At 65.3% G+C, this 14,012-nt stretch carries 27 protein-coding genes; all 27 read right to left on the reverse strand.

Going from position 1 to position 14,012, the window contains the following annotated elements; translation table 11 throughout:
- The coding region (locus tag Q8M82_RS18160; RefSeq protein ID WP_305692717.1) for a DNA-directed RNA polymerase subunit alpha at positions 1-812 on the reverse strand (812 nt) is incomplete at its 3' end.
- Between the two features lie 88 nt (positions 813-900).
- Complete coding sequence (gene rpsK / locus Q8M82_RS18165; RefSeq protein ID WP_043237079.1) at positions 901-1,290, reverse strand: 30S ribosomal protein S11; 390 nt, start codon at positions 1,288-1,290, stop codon at positions 901-903.
- A gap of 113 nt (positions 1,291-1,403) precedes the next feature.
- Positions 1,404-1,772: a 30S ribosomal protein S13 gene (rpsM, locus tag Q8M82_RS18170; RefSeq protein ID WP_066722374.1), complete on the reverse strand. Its 369-nt coding sequence runs from the start codon at positions 1,770-1,772 to the stop codon at positions 1,404-1,406.
- A gap of 246 nt (positions 1,773-2,018) precedes the next feature.
- Complete coding sequence (locus tag Q8M82_RS18175) at positions 2,019-2,603, reverse strand: adenylate kinase (RefSeq protein WP_305692718.1); 585 nt, start codon at positions 2,601-2,603, stop codon at positions 2,019-2,021.
- Entirely contained in the window at positions 2,603-3,940 is a 1,338-nt protein-coding gene (gene secY, locus Q8M82_RS18180) for a preprotein translocase subunit SecY (protein ID WP_305692719.1), read from the reverse strand. The genes Q8M82_RS18175 and secY overlap by 1 nt, the downstream gene beginning before the upstream one ends.
- A gap of 121 nt (positions 3,941-4,061) precedes the next feature.
- Complete coding sequence (gene rplO, locus Q8M82_RS18185) at positions 4,062-4,538, reverse strand: 50S ribosomal protein L15 (RefSeq protein ID WP_305692720.1); 477 nt, start codon at positions 4,536-4,538, stop codon at positions 4,062-4,064.
- Positions 4,539-4,551: 13 nt separating this feature from the next.
- Positions 4,552-4,749, reverse strand: coding sequence for a 50S ribosomal protein L30 (gene rpmD, locus Q8M82_RS18190; protein WP_066722419.1), 198 nt, complete (start codon positions 4,747-4,749; stop codon positions 4,552-4,554).
- Positions 4,750-4,759: 10 nt separating this feature from the next.
- A complete protein-coding gene (rpsE, locus tag Q8M82_RS18195; protein WP_066722386.1) occupies positions 4,760-5,320 on the reverse strand; it encodes a 30S ribosomal protein S5 in 561 nt (186 codons plus the stop codon).
- A gap of 139 nt (positions 5,321-5,459) precedes the next feature.
- On the reverse strand, positions 5,460-5,822 hold the full coding sequence (rplR, locus tag Q8M82_RS18200) for a 50S ribosomal protein L18 (protein ID WP_305692721.1): 363 nt from the start codon (positions 5,820-5,822) through the stop codon (positions 5,460-5,462).
- A gap of 5 nt (positions 5,823-5,827) precedes the next feature.
- Entirely contained in the window at positions 5,828-6,361 is a 534-nt protein-coding gene (rplF, locus tag Q8M82_RS18205) for a 50S ribosomal protein L6 (protein WP_305692722.1), read from the reverse strand.
- Positions 6,362-6,394: 33 nt separating this feature from the next.
- On the reverse strand, positions 6,395-6,793 hold the full coding sequence (rpsH, locus tag Q8M82_RS18210; protein WP_066480047.1) for a 30S ribosomal protein S8: 399 nt from the start codon (positions 6,791-6,793) through the stop codon (positions 6,395-6,397).
- A gap of 12 nt (positions 6,794-6,805) precedes the next feature.
- Positions 6,806-7,111 (reverse strand): 30S ribosomal protein S14, encoded by a 306-nt coding sequence (gene rpsN, locus Q8M82_RS18215; protein WP_192641094.1) that lies wholly within the window; start codon positions 7,109-7,111, stop codon positions 6,806-6,808.
- A gap of 36 nt (positions 7,112-7,147) precedes the next feature.
- Positions 7,148-7,714, reverse strand: coding sequence for a 50S ribosomal protein L5 (gene rplE, locus Q8M82_RS18220; protein ID WP_056799015.1), 567 nt, complete (start codon positions 7,712-7,714; stop codon positions 7,148-7,150).
- A complete protein-coding gene (gene rplX / locus Q8M82_RS18225; RefSeq protein ID WP_069055531.1) occupies positions 7,707-8,024 on the reverse strand; it encodes a 50S ribosomal protein L24 in 318 nt (105 codons plus the stop codon). The genes rplE and rplX overlap by 8 nt, the downstream gene beginning before the upstream one ends.
- On the reverse strand, positions 8,024-8,392 hold the full coding sequence (rplN, locus tag Q8M82_RS18230; RefSeq protein WP_066480057.1) for a 50S ribosomal protein L14: 369 nt from the start codon (positions 8,390-8,392) through the stop codon (positions 8,024-8,026). The genes rplX and rplN overlap by 1 nt, the downstream gene beginning before the upstream one ends.
- 209 nt (positions 8,393-8,601) lie before the next feature.
- Positions 8,602-8,844, reverse strand: a complete 243-nt coding sequence (rpsQ, locus tag Q8M82_RS18235; protein ID WP_066722393.1) for a 30S ribosomal protein S17 — start codon at positions 8,842-8,844, stop codon at positions 8,602-8,604.
- 11 nt (positions 8,845-8,855) lie between these two features.
- Entirely contained in the window at positions 8,856-9,068 is a 213-nt protein-coding gene (rpmC, locus tag Q8M82_RS18240) for a 50S ribosomal protein L29 (RefSeq protein WP_069055532.1), read from the reverse strand.
- Positions 9,069-9,082: 14 nt separating this feature from the next.
- A complete protein-coding gene (rplP, locus tag Q8M82_RS18245) occupies positions 9,083-9,496 on the reverse strand; it encodes a 50S ribosomal protein L16 (protein ID WP_069055533.1) in 414 nt (137 codons plus the stop codon).
- A gap of 18 nt (positions 9,497-9,514) precedes the next feature.
- A complete protein-coding gene (rpsC, locus tag Q8M82_RS18250) occupies positions 9,515-10,222 on the reverse strand; it encodes a 30S ribosomal protein S3 (RefSeq protein ID WP_305692723.1) in 708 nt (235 codons plus the stop codon).
- 10 nt (positions 10,223-10,232) lie between these two features.
- A complete protein-coding gene (rplV, locus tag Q8M82_RS18255; protein ID WP_305692724.1) occupies positions 10,233-10,616 on the reverse strand; it encodes a 50S ribosomal protein L22 in 384 nt (127 codons plus the stop codon).
- A gap of 3 nt (positions 10,617-10,619) precedes the next feature.
- A complete protein-coding gene (gene rpsS / locus Q8M82_RS18260) occupies positions 10,620-10,898 on the reverse strand; it encodes a 30S ribosomal protein S19 (protein WP_054144265.1) in 279 nt (92 codons plus the stop codon).
- An 8-nt stretch (positions 10,899-10,906) separates the two neighbouring features.
- Positions 10,907-11,749, reverse strand: coding sequence for a 50S ribosomal protein L2 (gene rplB, locus Q8M82_RS18265; RefSeq protein WP_305692725.1), 843 nt, complete (start codon positions 11,747-11,749; stop codon positions 10,907-10,909).
- 15 nt (positions 11,750-11,764) lie between these two features.
- The gene (locus Q8M82_RS18270; protein WP_056714531.1) at positions 11,765-12,073 is read right to left on the reverse strand and encodes a 50S ribosomal protein L23; all 309 of its coding nucleotides are present in this window, start codon (positions 12,071-12,073) and stop codon (positions 11,765-11,767) included.
- Positions 12,070-12,690 carry a 50S ribosomal protein L4 gene (rplD, locus tag Q8M82_RS18275; protein WP_305692726.1) on the reverse strand — a complete coding sequence of 207 codons (621 nt, stop codon included), beginning with the start codon at positions 12,688-12,690 and terminating at the stop codon, positions 12,070-12,072. The genes Q8M82_RS18270 and rplD overlap by 4 nt, the downstream gene beginning before the upstream one ends.
- Positions 12,690-13,415, reverse strand: coding sequence for a 50S ribosomal protein L3 (gene rplC, locus Q8M82_RS18280; RefSeq protein ID WP_305692727.1), 726 nt, complete (start codon positions 13,413-13,415; stop codon positions 12,690-12,692). Before rplC ends, rplD begins: the two co-directional genes overlap by 1 nt.
- A 74-nt stretch (positions 13,416-13,489) precedes the next feature.
- Entirely contained in the window at positions 13,490-13,798 is a 309-nt protein-coding gene (gene rpsJ / locus Q8M82_RS18285) for a 30S ribosomal protein S10 (RefSeq protein WP_043237115.1), read from the reverse strand.
- Positions 13,799-13,867: 69 nt separating this feature from the next.
- On the reverse strand, positions 13,868-14,012 hold a 145-nt coding region (locus Q8M82_RS18290), incomplete at its 5' end, for an EF-Tu C-terminal domain-related protein (protein ID WP_465247922.1).

Below are 14,012 nucleotides of genomic sequence, written 5' to 3' on the forward strand. Positions count from 1 at the left end.
AGGCAGTTCGCCGAACGCACCGAAAGCTCGAGCTCGTCGACCTTCTTGAGCAGCGCCGGGTTGAAGGGCAGCTGCGGCGCGGTCGAGACGGCCTCTTCCTTGCGCGGCTCCTCGAAGGTGATGAACACGGCGAGCTGGTCCTGCAGGATGCGGGCGGCCAGCGCCAGCGCGTCCTCGGGCGTCACCGAGCCGTTGGTCTCGATGTTCAGGGTCAGCATGTCGCGGTCGAGGTTCTGGCCCTCGCGCGTGTTTTCGACGCGGTAGGAGACCTTCTTGACCGGCGAGTACAGGCTGTCGACCGGGATCAGGCCGATCGGCGCGTCCTCGGGCCGGTTCTGCTCGGAGGGGACATAGCCCTTGCCGGTGTTGACCGTGAACTCCATGCGGATCTCGGAGCCCTCGTCCAGCGTGCAGAGCACGAGGTCGGGGTTCAGGATCGAGACGTCGCCGACGGTGTTGATGTCGCCAGCGGTGACGGTGCCCGGGCCGGTCTTGCGCAGGGTCATGCGCTTGGGGCCCTCGCCCTGCATCTTGACCGCGATCGCCTTGATGTTGAGGACGATGTCGGTGACGTCCTCACGCACGCCCGGGATCGAGGAGAACTCGTGCAGCACGCCGTCGATCTGGACGGCGGTGACGGCCGCGCCCTGCAGCGAGGAGAGCAGCACGCGACGCAGCGCGTTGCCGAGCGTCATGCCGAAGCCGCGCTCCAGCGGACGCGCGATGACGGTGGCCTGACGCTTCGGATCGTCGCCGACCTTGATTTCGAGCTTGTTGGGCTTTGACAGATCCTGCCAGTTCTTGCTGATCACGACCGCACTCCTGGTGCTTGAATTCAATGGCGGCGGCGGGCCGCCCCGGACAGGCGCCCGCCGGTGCGGGCGCCTCGAAGCACGCGCGTCAGACGCGACGGCGCTTGCGCGGACGGCAGCCGTTATGCGGGATCGGCGTCACGTCGCGGATCGAGGTCACGGTGAAGCCGGCGGCCTGCAGCGCGCGAAGGGCCGACTCACGGCCCGAACCCGGACCGGTGACCTCGACCTCGAGGGTGCGCATGCCATGCTCGGCGGCCTTGCGGGCGGCGTCCTCGGCGGCGACCTGCGCGGCGTAGGGAGTCGACTTGCGCGAGCCCTTGAAGCCCATCGTGCCGGCCGACGACCACGAGATCGTGTTGCCCTGCGCGTCGGTGATGGTGATCATGGTGTTGTTGAACGAGGCGTTCACATGGGCGACGCCGGAGACGATGTTCTTGCGTTCGCGGCGGCGAACGCGCTGGGCTTCCTTGGCCATAGTCTTTTCTCTTGTCCTTCAGGCGCGCCCGTGATGCCAGGCGCTGGGGATGCCGCCCGCCCCGAGGGGTCAGGCGGCGCAAAGCAGCGAGCCGGTCACCCGGCCCGCCGAGATCACTTCTTCTTGCCGGCGATCGGCTTCGCCTTGCCCTTGCGGGTGCGGGCGTTGGTGTGGGTGCGCTGGCCGCGGACCGGCAGCGAGCGGCGGTGGCGCAGGCCGCGATAGCAGCCGAGATCCATCAGGCGCTTGATGTTCATCGAGACTTCGCGGCGCAGATCGCCCTCGACGAGATAGTCGCGGTCGATCGTCTCGCGGATCTGCAGAACCTCGGCGTCGGTCAGCTGGTTGACGCGGCGCTCGGCGACGATGCCGACCTTGTCGCAGATTTCCTGGGCCTTGGCCGCGCCGATGCCGTGGATGTACTGCAGGCCGATGACGACGCGCTTGTTGGTCGGAATGTTGACGCCGGCAATACGTGCCATGACGATCTCTCCATGTCGGCCGGCAAACGCCCAGTGGCGCGCTGGCGGTTTAAAGATGCCTCGCGCCGGTGGAGGCCGGCCCCTGCGAAGCGTTGAACCCGTTCCATGCACGAATGCGACGTCGCCCCTTCTCGCGAAGGTAACGGCATCGCTGTCATGAAACCGGAATTCGGGTCGTTAGTCGCTCGGCGGCGCCGAGTCAACCCGACGCAGCCAAGATTCATGCCAGCGGCGAGAACGCCCGCCTCAACCCCGAGCCAGCGCCGTCTCGATCGCCGCCGTGACCTCGTCGATCGGCTGCATGCCGTCGATCTCGATCACCTGGCCGCGCTTCGCGTAATAGGGCGAAACGACCGCCGTGTCGCGGTTATAGGCCTCGAGCCGAGTCTTGAAGACCTCCGGGTCGTCGTCCTTGCGGACCGGCTCCCCGGCGGCCTTAGCCTCTTCGGCGCGCTTGACGATCCGGTCGACCAGCTTGCTCTGGTCGACCTTCAGCTCCAGCACCGTGTCGAGCTTCAGCCCCTTCGAGGCGAGCATCGCGTCGAGCGCCTCGGCCTGGGCCAGGGTGCGCGGGAAGCCGTCGAGGATGAAGCCCTTCTTGGCGTCCGCCTCCTCGATACGGTCGGCGACGATGCCGATGACGATCTCGTCCGAAACGAGCCCGCCCGCATCCATGACCGCCTTCGCCTTGACACCGACCGGCGTTCCGGCGGCGACCGCGGCGCGCAGCATGTCACCCGTCGACAGTTGCGGAATGCCGTGCTTCGCGACGATGCGCGCAGCCTGAGTGCCCTTGCCCGCCCCCGGCGGCCCCAGGAAGATCAGTCGCATCAGCGTTTCGCTCCTCGCAGCTTGGCCTTCTTGACCAGCCCCTCATACTGATGGGCCAGCAGATGCCCGTGGACTTGCGCCACGGTATCCATCGTCGTCGTCACCACGATGAGCAGCGAGGTGCCGCCCAGGAGGATGATCGGTATCTGGGCATAGGTGATCATGAACTCGGGGATAAGGCAGACGATAGTCAAATAGCCGGCGCCGAGCACGGTGACGCGTGTCAGCACCCGGTCGATATGCTCGGCCGTACGCTCGCCCGGGCGGATGCCCGGCATGAAGCCGCCATGCTTCTTCAGGTTGTCCGCCGTCTCCGTCGGGTTGAAGACGATCGCGGTGTAGAAGAAGCAGAAGAAGATGATCAGCGCCGCATAGAGGATCATGAACAGCGGCCGGCCATGGGCGAGATAGGTCGCCATCGTCGCCATGAAGCCCGTGCCGCCGGCCGCCTGCGAGAAGCTGGCGATCGTCGTCGGGAGCAGCAGCAGCGAGGATGCGAAGATCGGCGGGATGACGCCGGCCGTGTTGAGCTTCAGCGGCAGGAACGAGGTCTGGCCCTCATACATCCGGTTGCCGACCTGGCGCTTGGGATAGTTGATCAGCAGCCGGCGCTGGGCCCGCTCCATGAACACGCAGAAGGCGATGACGCAGATCGCCATCACCAGGATCAGCAGCAGCAGGCCAGTGGAAATCGCGCCCTGGCGGCCGAGTTCGAGCGTCTGCGCGAGCTGAGACGGGAACTCCGCGATGATACCGGCGAAGATGATCATCGAGGTGCCGTTGCCGATGCCGCGGCTGGTGATCTGCTCGCCCAGCCAGAGCAGGAACATCGTGCCGCCCACGAGCGTGATCGTGGTCGAGAGCAGGAAGAACGGGCCCGGCTCCAGCACGAGATTGCCCGACCCCTGCAGGCCGACGCCGATGCCGTAGGCCTGGAACACCGCGAGCACGAGGGTGAGATAGCGCGTGTACTGGTTGAGGACCTTGCGGCCCTGCTCGCCCTCCTTCTTCAGCGCCTCGAAGGTCGGGACGACGCTGGAGAGCAACTGGATGATGATCGAGGCCGAGATATACGGCATGATCGCCAGCGCGAAGATGGCGAGACGGCCGACCGCGCCGCCCGAAAACATGTTGAACAGGCCCAGCACGCCGGTCTGCGTCTGCCGGAACAGATCGGCGACCGCATCGGGATTCATGCCCGGCAGCGGGATATACGTGCCGATCCGGTAGATGATCAGCGCGCCGAGCGTGAACCAGATCCGCTTCTTCAGCTCGTCCGCCTTCGCAAACGCGCCGAAGTTCAGGTTTGAAGCCAGCTGTTCAGCTGCCGATGCCATGCGTTCGGTCCTTGGTCTTCAGATCCATGGGCACGATGGATTGCGCCCGGTCAAACAGTCGAACGGCGGCCAGGGCTTCTGGCCCGGCCGCCGTTCGCGAGTCGTCATGTAAGCGCTCGGCTCACGCCTGTGAAGCGGCAGCCAGGATCTTGATCGAACCGCCAGCCTTCTCGATCGCGGCGACGGCCGATTTCGACGCGCCAGCGACTTCGAAGGCGAGCTTCGTCTTGAGTTCGCCGACGCCGAGGATCTTCACGCCGTCCTTGGCCTGGTGCGTGATCACGCCCGCGGCGACCAGCGCCTCGACGGTGACGGCGCCCTTGGCGTCGAGCTTGCCGGCTTCCACCGCCTGCTGGATGCGACCGAGGTTGACCTCGTTCAGCTCCCTGGCGAACAGGTTGGTGAAGCCACGCTTGGGCAGGCGACGATAGAGCGGCATCTGGCCGCCCTCGAAGCCCTTCACGGCGACGCCGGCACGGGCCTTCTGGCCCTTGACGCCACGACCACCGGTCTTGCCCTTGCCCGAGCCGATGCCACGGCCGACGCGGATGCGCGACTTGTGCGCGCCTTCGTTGTCACGGATCTCGTTGAGTTTCATCGAACGATCTCCCTCACTTCGCATCGACGACGCGCACGAGGTGCCTGACCTTGTCGATCATGCCCCGCACGGCCGGCGTGTCGACCAGGGTCGACTGACGGCGGATCTTGTTGAGGCCGAGACCGATCAGGGTCTGGCGCTGCGACGCCTCGCGGCGGATCGGGCTACCGATCTGCTCGACGACGACGGTCTTGGTGTCGGACTTTGCCATGGTCGCCCCCTCACGCTTCAGCGGCGGCGTCGGCACCCGCATCGCGGCGACGCGTCTGCAGGGCGGAAACCTTGAGGTTGCGGCGCGCGGCGACGCCACGCGGGCTGTCCTCGTTCTTCAGCGCGTCGAAGGTCGCGCGGACGAGGTTGTAGGGGTTCGAGGAGCCGAGCGACTTCGACACCACGTCCTGCATGCCGACCGCCTCGAAGACGGCGCGCATCGGGCCGCCGGCGATGATGCCGGTACCTGCCGGAGCGGCGCGCAGCACGACCTTGCCGGCGCCGTGACGGCCCTGGACGTCGTGATGGAGCGTGCGACCCTCGCGCAGCGGGATGCGGACCAGGCCGCGCTTGGCGGCTTCCGTCGCCTTGCGGATGGCCTCGGGCACTTCACGGGCCTTGCCGTGGCCGAAGCCGACGCGGCCCTTCTGGTCGCCGACGACGACGAGCGCGGCGAAGCCGAAGCGACGCCCGCCCTTCACCACCTTGGCGACGCGGTTGATGTGGACCAGCCGGTCCACGAATTCCGAATCGCGCTCTTCGCGATCGCGGTCACGAGGCTCTCTCGCCATTGTCTTTCCTCTTACTTGCGCGGTGGCGGAACAGGCCGCACCGCTCGCTCGAGCGTTCCTGGTGGAACGACGTCTCAGAAAATGAAGGCCCGGCGCCCCGCCACGCCGCAAAGCGTGGTCGGGCGCCGGGAATCCGAACTCAGAAGTTCAGGCCGCCCTCGCGGGCCGCATCGGCCAGCGCCTTGACGCGGCCGTGATACATGTAGGAGCCGCGGTCGAAGACCACATCCTTCACGCCGGCCTTGACCGCACGCTCGGCGATGAGCTTGCCGATCGTGGCCGCGGCCTCGACATTCGCGCCCGACTTGATGTCGCTGCGGATGTCCTTGTCCAGGCTCGAAGCGGACGCGAGGGTGACCCCCTTCACGTCGTCGATGACCTGGGCATAGATCTGCTTGCCGGTGCGATGCACCGACAGACGGGCGCGGCCATTGGCGACGGCCTTGATCGCGCGGCGGACGCGGGCCTTGCGGCGCGCAGTGTTCTCGGTCTGCTTGCTCATGGCCCTTACTTCTTCTTCCCTTCCTTGCGGAAGATGAATTCGCCGGCGTACTTGACGCCCTTGCCCTTATAGGGCTCGGGGCCGCGATAGTCGCGGATCTCGGCGGCGGTCTGGCCGACCACCTGCTTGTCGATGCCGGTGATGACGATTTCGGTCGGCTTCGGCGTCACGATCGCGACCCCTTCCGGGATCGGATAGTCGATGTCGTGGCTGTAGCCGAGCGACAGCTTGAGCACCTTGCCGGTGACGGCGGCCTTGTAGCCGACGCCGTTGATCTCGAGCTTCTTCTCGAAGCCGGCGGTCGTGCCGACGACGAGATTGGCGATGCGGGCGCGCGAGGTGCCCCAGAGCGAGCGCGCACGCTTGCTCTGCGAACGCGGCTGAACCGCGATCGCGCCATCCTCCATGGCGACCGAAACGTCGTCGGGAACCGTGAAGGAGAGTTCCCCCTTCGCGCCCTTGATCTTGACGAGCTGGCCGGCGACGTTGGCGGTGACGCCAGCGGGAACCGGAACAGGCTTCTTACCGATACGAGACATTGGATTTCTCCTGAAAACGAGCGGCGCGAAAGGTCAGAAGACCTTGCAAAGCACTTCGCCGCCCACGTTCTGCTCGCGGGCAAGATGATCGGGCATCACACCCTTCGGGGTCGAGATGATGGTCACGCCAAGGCCGTCGGCCACGCGGGGCATCGTCTCCACCGAAGAATAGACGCGGCGGCCGGGCTTCGACACGCGCGAGATCGACCGGATGACCGGCTGCCCCTCGTGGTACTTCAGCTCGATGTCGAACTCGGTCCGGCCGTTGCCGAACTCGGTCTGGGTGTAGCCGCGGATGTAGCCCTCGGCCTGAAGCACGTCGAGCACGCGGGCCCGCAGCTTCGAGCCCGGCGTCGAAACGCGGGACTTGCGCCGCATCTGCGCATTGCGGATGCGGGTCAGCATATCGCCGAGCGGATCAATGATCGCCATGATGCGTCCTCCTCACCAGCTCGACTTGACGAGGCCGGGAACCAGCCCCTTGTTGCCGAGCTCGCGCAGCGCAACGCGCGACATCTTCAGCTTGCGATAGAAGGCGCGCGGACGGCCCGTCACCTCGCAGCGATTGCGCACACGGTTCGGAGCCGAGTTGCGCGGCAGTTCCGCCAGCTTCAGGCGAGCGAGGAAACGCTCGTCCATGGACTGGCTGTCGTCATTGGCGATCTCAAGCAACCGGGCGCGGCGGCCGGCGAACTTCTTCACCAGTTCCTTGCGGCGGTTGTTGTTCTCGACGGAGCTCTTCTTAGCCATCGATCTCTCCTGGTTTCCGCGTATGAACGCTTGAGTTCACTGCCGGAACGGGAAGTTGAAGTGCTTGAGCAGGGCGCGTGCCTCGTCGTCCGACTTCGCAGTCGTGCAGACAATCACGTCCATGCCCCAGACCTGGTCGACCTTGTCGTAGTTGATCTCGGGGAACACGATGTGCTCCTTGATCCCGAGCGCGAAATTGCCGCGCCCGTCGAACGACTTCGGGTTCAGGCCGCGGAAGTCACGCACGCGCGGGAGGGCGATGGTGACGAGCCGGTCGACGAACTCGAACATCTTGGTCTTGCGCAGCGTGACCTTGCAGCCCACCGCCATGTTCTCGCGCAGCTTGAAGCCGGCGATCGCGAGGCGGGACTTGGTGATGACCGGCTTCTGGCCGGCGATCAGGGCGAGGTCGCCGGCGGCGTTGTCGACCTTCTTGCGGTCGGCGGTCGCTTCGCCAACGCCCATGTTGATGACGACCTTCTCGATGGTCGGCACTTCCATGGCGTTCTTGTAGCCGAACTCGGCGATCATCGCCGGACGGACGACGTCCTCGTAATGCTTCTTCATGCGCGGCGTGAGAGCCGCCTGCTGATTCTCAGCCATCGATCAGATCCCCCGAACGCTTGGCGAAACGGACCTTGCGGCCATCGTCCAGAACCTTGAAGCCGACGCGGGTCGGCTTGCCGTCCTTGGGATCGGCCACGGCGAGATTCGACAGGTCGATGGTGGCTTCCTTGGAGATGATGCCGCCCTCGGACTGAGCCGATGCCTTGGTGTGCTTTTTGACGAGGTTGACGCCACGCACCACGGCGCGCGCATCCTTCGGCATGACCTGGAGCACTTCGCCGGCCTTGCCCTTGTCTCGGCCGGCCAGCACGACGACCTTGTCGCCCTTCTTGATCTTCGCAGCCATCACAGCACCTCAGGCGCAAGCGAGATGATCTTCATGTGGTTCTTCGCGCGCAGCTCGCGCGGGACCGGTCCGAAGATGCGGGTGCCGACGGGCTCTTTCTGGTTGTTGATCAGAACGGCCGCGTTGCGGTCGAACCGGATCACGGAGCCGTCCGGGCGCTTGACGTCCTTGGCGGTGCGAACGACGACCGCCTTCATGACGTCGCCCTTCTTCACGCGACCGCGCGGGATGGCTTCCTTGATCGAAACAACGATGATGTCGCCGATGCGCGCATAGCGCCGCTTCGACCCGCCGAGAACCTTGATGCACATCACGCGACGGGCGCCGGAGTTATCCGCGACCTCGAGATTGGTCTGCACCTGGATCATGGCCTTGATCCTTCCAGTGTGTATCAGCGCGGTTTCCCGGATGCACCAGCGCCTCCGGGACTACGACTGACGGGGGTCGATCGCCCCCTGGCCTCAAAACAAAGCACGATCCGCAAAAGTGGAGCCCACCCTTGCGGCGAAACATGCCCGACTACCTATTCCGCCGCGCCGCTTCCCGATGTGATTCGGGCAGCGGCAGCCGCGTTGACCTACGCCTTGGGAGCGTTGTCGAGCACAACCCAGCTTTTCAGCTTGGAAATCGGCTTGGACTCCTCGATCCAGACCTGATCTCCGACCTTGGCCACCTCCGCCTCATCATGGGCGTGATAGTTTTTGGTGCGGCGAACCGTCTTCTTGAGGAGAGGGTGCGTATAGCGCCGCTCGACCTTGACCACAACAGTTTTGTTCTGCTTGTCGCTGACGACGACGCCCTGCAGCACGCGCTTCGGCATTGTCTAACTCCTCAGGCGCTCGCCGCCACGGTCTTCGACCGCTGCAGCGTCTTGATGCGGGCGATGTCCTTGCGGACCTCGGTCACCCGGGCGGTGTTCTCGAGCTGGCCGGTGGCCTTCTGGAAGCGCAGGTTGAACTGCTCCTTCTTCAGCTTGAGCAGTTCGTCCTGGAGCAGGTCGGTGCTCATGGCCTTCAGGTCGGACAGGCGTTGCGAAGCTTTCATCTCGTCCTCCCTTCTTACTCGGCGATGCGCTGGATGAAGCGCGTCTTGATCGGCAGCTTGGCGGCGCCCAGGCGCATCGCCTCGCGGGCGGTCTCTTCCGGCACGCCGTCGATCTCGAACATGATCCGGCCCGGCTTGACCTTGGCTGCCCAGAATTCAGGCGCGCCCTTGCCCTTGCCCATGCGGACTTCGGTCGGCTTCTTCGACACCGGCACGTCCGGGAAGATCCGGATCCAGACCCGGCCGGCACGCTTCATGGCACGGGTGATCGCGCGGCGGGCCGCCTCGATCTGCCGGGCGGTGACCCGCTCCGGCTCCTGCGCCTTGAGGCCGAACTGGCCGAAGTTCAAATCCGTGCCGCCCTTGGCGACGCCGGAGATGCGTCCCTTGAACTGCTTGCGGAATTTCGTCTTCTTAGGTTGCAACATGGCTCTTCTCGATCAGCCTTATGCATGCTCGCGACGATGGCCACCGCCGGAACGGCCGCCCTCGTCTGCCATGCGCTTGTCCTGGGCCATCGGGTCGTGTTCGAGGATCTCGCCCTTGAAGATCCAGACCTTGATGCCGCACGTGCCGTAGGTGGTGAAGGCGGTGCCGACACCATAATCCACATCGGCGCGCAGCGTGTGCAGCGGAACCCGCCCCTCGCGATACCATTCGAGGCGCGCGATTTCCGCGCCGCCGAGACGGCCCGAGCAGTTGATGCGGATGCCCTCGGCGCCCAGACGCATCGCCGACTGCACGGCGCGCTTCATGGCGCGACGGAAGGCGACGCGGCGCACGAGCTGCTGCGCGATCGAGTCGGCGACCAGCGTGGCGTCGATCTCGGGCTTGCGCACCTCGACGATGTTGATCGTCACGTCGGCCTTGGTGAGCTTCATCACTGACTTGCGCAGCTTCTCGATATCGGCGCCCTTCTTGCCGATCACCACGCCCGGACGCGCCGAGTGAATGGTGACGCGGCACTTCTTGTGCGGGCGCTCGATGATGATCTTGGAGATCGCGGCCTGCTTCAGCATCTTCATGAGGGAGGCGCGGATCGCCATGTCCTCATGCAGAAGCTTGCCGTACTCGCCCTTCTGCGCGAACCAGCGGGAATCCCAGGTCCGGTTGATGCCGAGGCGAAGCCCGATCGGATTGATTTTCTGACCCATCGTTCTCTCCTCAGGCCTTCGCAGCCTGGACTTCGCGCACCACGATCGTGATGTTGGCGAACGGCTTCAGGATGCGGGCGCCACGACCGCGAGCGCGGGCATGGAAGCGCTTCATCACGAGCGCCTTGCCGACGAAGGCCTGGGCCACGACGAGATCGTCGACATCGAGATCATGATTGTTCTCGGCGTTGGCGATCGCGCTCTGCAGGCACTTGCGGACGTCCAGCGAGATCCGCTTGCGCGAGAACTCGAGGTCGGCGAGCGCCGTAGCGACCTTCTTGCCCCGGATCAGCTGGGCGACGAGGTTGAGCTTCTGCGGCGAGACGCGAAGGTTGCGGGCGACCGCGACGGCTTCGTTCTCGGGCAGCGCACGGGGGGCGGATGCTTTACCCATGGCTTACTTCCTCTTCGCCTTCTTGTCGGCGGCATGGCCGTGGAAGGTGCGCGTCGGCGAGAACTCGCCGAACTTGTGGCCCACCATTTCCTCGGACACGTTCACCGGCACATGCTTGTGGCCGTTGTAGACGCCGAACGTCAGACCGACGAACTGCGGAAGGATCGTGGAGCGACGGCTCCAGATCTTGATGACCTCGGACCGGGCCGCCGAACGGGCGACCTCGGCCTTTTTCAGAAGGTATCCGTCGACGAACGGACCTTTCCAAAGCGAACGCGCCATGACGGACCTCAGTTCTTCTTCTTGCGGGCGTGACGGCTCGACACGATGAACGTATCGGTCCGCTTGTTCGAGCGGGTCTTCTTGCCCTTGGTCGGGAGACCCCAGGGCGTGACCGGATGACGGCCACCCGAGGTGCGGCCTTCGCCGCCGCCATGGGGATGGTCGACCGGGTTCATCGAGACACCGCGGTTATGCGGGCGACGGCCGAGCCAGCGCGAGCGACCCGCCTTGCCGTCGTTCCGGTTCATGTGGTCGGGGTTCGAGACCGCGCCCACGGTGGCATAGCACAGGCCGCTGATCAGGCGCTGCTCGCCCGAGTTCAGGCGGACGATGACGTAGCCCTGGTCGCGACCGACGATCTGAGCGTAGTTGCCGGCCGAACGGGCCAGCTGACCACCCTTGCCGATCTTCAGCTCGACATTGTGGACGATCGTGCCGATCGGCAGCGAGCCCATCGGGGCCGCATTGCCGGGCTTCACGTCGACCGACGGGCCGGACACGACGCTGTCGCCGACGGCGAGGCGCTGCGGGGCCAGGATATAGGCCTGCTCGCCGTCGCTGTACTTGATCAGCGCGATGAACGCCGTGCGGTTGGGATCATACTCCAGCCGCTCGACGACGGCGGGGATGCCGTCCTTGCCGCGACGCTTGAAGTCGATCAGGCGCAGCGTCCGCTTGTGTCCACCGCCGCGGAAGCGGACGGTGATGCGGCCGAGATTGTTGCGGCCGCCGGAGGACGACTTGCCCTCCGTCAGCACCTTCAGCGGCTTGCCCTTGTAGAGCTCGCTGCGGTCGACGATCACGAGCTGGCGAAGGCTCGGCGTGACCGGCTTGAAATGCTTCAAAGCCATGTTTGCGATCCTTCCTTACAGGCCCGTGGTCACGTCGATGGAGTGACCTTCCTCGAGGGTCACGACCGCCTTCTTGACGTCGGCGCGCTGGCCGAGACGGCCCCGGAAGACCTTCATCTTGCCCTCGGTGACGAGCGTGTTGACGCTTTTCACCTTGACGTCGAAGAGCTTCTCGATCGCCGCCTTGATCTGCGGCTTCGTCGCCGTCTTGGCGACCTTGAAGACGACCTTGTTGTGCTCGGAGAGCATCGTCGCCTTTTCGGTGATCACCGGCCCACGAATGACGTCGTAATGGCGCGGGTCCATGGTTTTGGCCTGGCTCATGTGAAGCGCGCCTCCAGCGCATCGACAGCCGCGCGCGTCAGGACGAGCTTGTCGCGACGCAGGATGTCATAAACGTTGATGCCCTGGATCGGCAGGACGTCGACATTCGGGATCGAACGCGCCGCCAGGCCGAAATTCACGTCGATCTCGGCACCGCCGATCACGAGCGCGCTGGACAGCTCCATCTTGCCGAAATGGCCGAGCAGCAGCTTGGTCTTCGGCTCGGAGAGCTTGGCGTCATCGAGAATGATGATGCCGCCATCCTTGGCCTTGGCCGAGAGCGCGTGACGCAGAGCCAGCGCACGGACCTTCTTGGGCAGGTCGTGGGCATGGTCGCGAACGATCGGGCCGAAGGCCTTGCCGCCGCCGCGGAACTGCGGAGCGGACGCCGCGCCGTGACGGGCGCCACCGGTGCCCTTCTGCTTGTAGATCTTCTTGCGGGTGCGGTCGACTTCCGACCGGCCCTTCGACTTGTGCGTGCCGGCGCGGCGCTTGGCGAGCTGATAGCGCACCATGCGGGCCAGAATGTCGGCGCGCGGCTCGAGGCCGAAGATCGCATCCGAAAGCTCGACCGAGCCGGCCGAGCCACCTTCGAGGGTGGTGATATCGAGCTTCATCACGCGTTCTCCTCAACCGTCTCGGCTGCGGGAGCCGGCGCATCGCCGCCATTCAGCTTGAACTTGCCCGGAAGCGGAGCATCCTTGGGCAGAGCGCGCTTGATCGCGTCGCGAACATGGATCCAGCCGCCGGCATGACCGGGAACGGCGCCCTCGACCAGGATCAGGCCACGCTCGACATCCGTCTGGACGACGCGCAGGTTCTGCGTGGTGACGCGCTCGGCACCGAGATGGCCGGGCATCTTCTTGTTCTTGAAGGTCTTGCCGGGGTCCTGACGACCGCCGGTCGAACCGATCGAGCGGTGCGAGACCGAGACGCCGTGGGTGGCGCGCAGACCGCCGAAGTTCCAGCGCTTCATGCCGCCGGCGAAGCCCTTGCCGAGCGTCGTGCCGCTGACGTCGACGAACTGGCCGACGACGAAGTGGTCGGCCGTCAGCTCGGCGCCGACCGGGATCAGCGCGTCATCGGTGACGCGGAATTCCACGACCTTGCGCTTGGGCTCGACCTTGGCGACGGCGAAGTGCCCGCGCTCAGCCTTCGAGACATTCTTGACCTTGGCCGTGCCCGTGCCGAGCTGCACGGCGACGTAGCCGTTCTTCTCGATCGTGCGGTGAGCGACGACCTGGCAGTTATCGAGCTTCAGCACGGTGACCGGGATATGTTCGCCGGCATCGGTGAAGATGCGGGTCATCCCGACTTTCTGTGCAATCACACCGGAACGCATCGGTGCATACCTTCCCTTGGGGTCATACTCATCCAGCCAAAACGCTGGCGGCAGAGGACCCGGCTAAAATCGGATCAGAGCTTGATTTCGACGTCGACGCCGGCGGCGAGATCGAGCTTCATGAGGGCGTCGACCGTCTGCGGGGTCGGGTCGACGATGTCGAGAACCCGCTTGTGGGTCCGCATTTCGAACTGCTCGCGCGACTTCTTGTCGATGTGGGGCGAGCGGTTGACCGTGAACTTCTCGATGAGCGTGGGCAGCGGAATGGGGCCGCGGACCTGGGCGCCCGTCCTCTTGGCGGTCGACACGATCTCGCGCGTCGAAGCGTCGAGAATGCGATGGTCGAACGCCTTGAGGCGGATCCGGATGTTCTGACCGTTCATGGTCTTATCTTCCTCGTGACGTGAAAGGGCGAAGGCCCGGCAGGGCCTGCGCCCTCACGAAAACGCTGTTCAAGCGATGATGCTGGCGACGACGCCGGCGCCGACGGTGCGACCGCCTTCGCGGATGGCGAAGCGCAGCTTCTCTTCCATCGCGATCGGCACGATCAGGTGCACTTCCATGGCGATGTTGTCGCCCGGCATCACCATCTCCGTG

Origin of the sequence: Allobosea sp. (genome assembly GCF_030694325.1) — a bacterium.
Classification (GTDB): domain Bacteria; phylum Pseudomonadota; class Alphaproteobacteria; order Rhizobiales; family Beijerinckiaceae; genus Allobosea.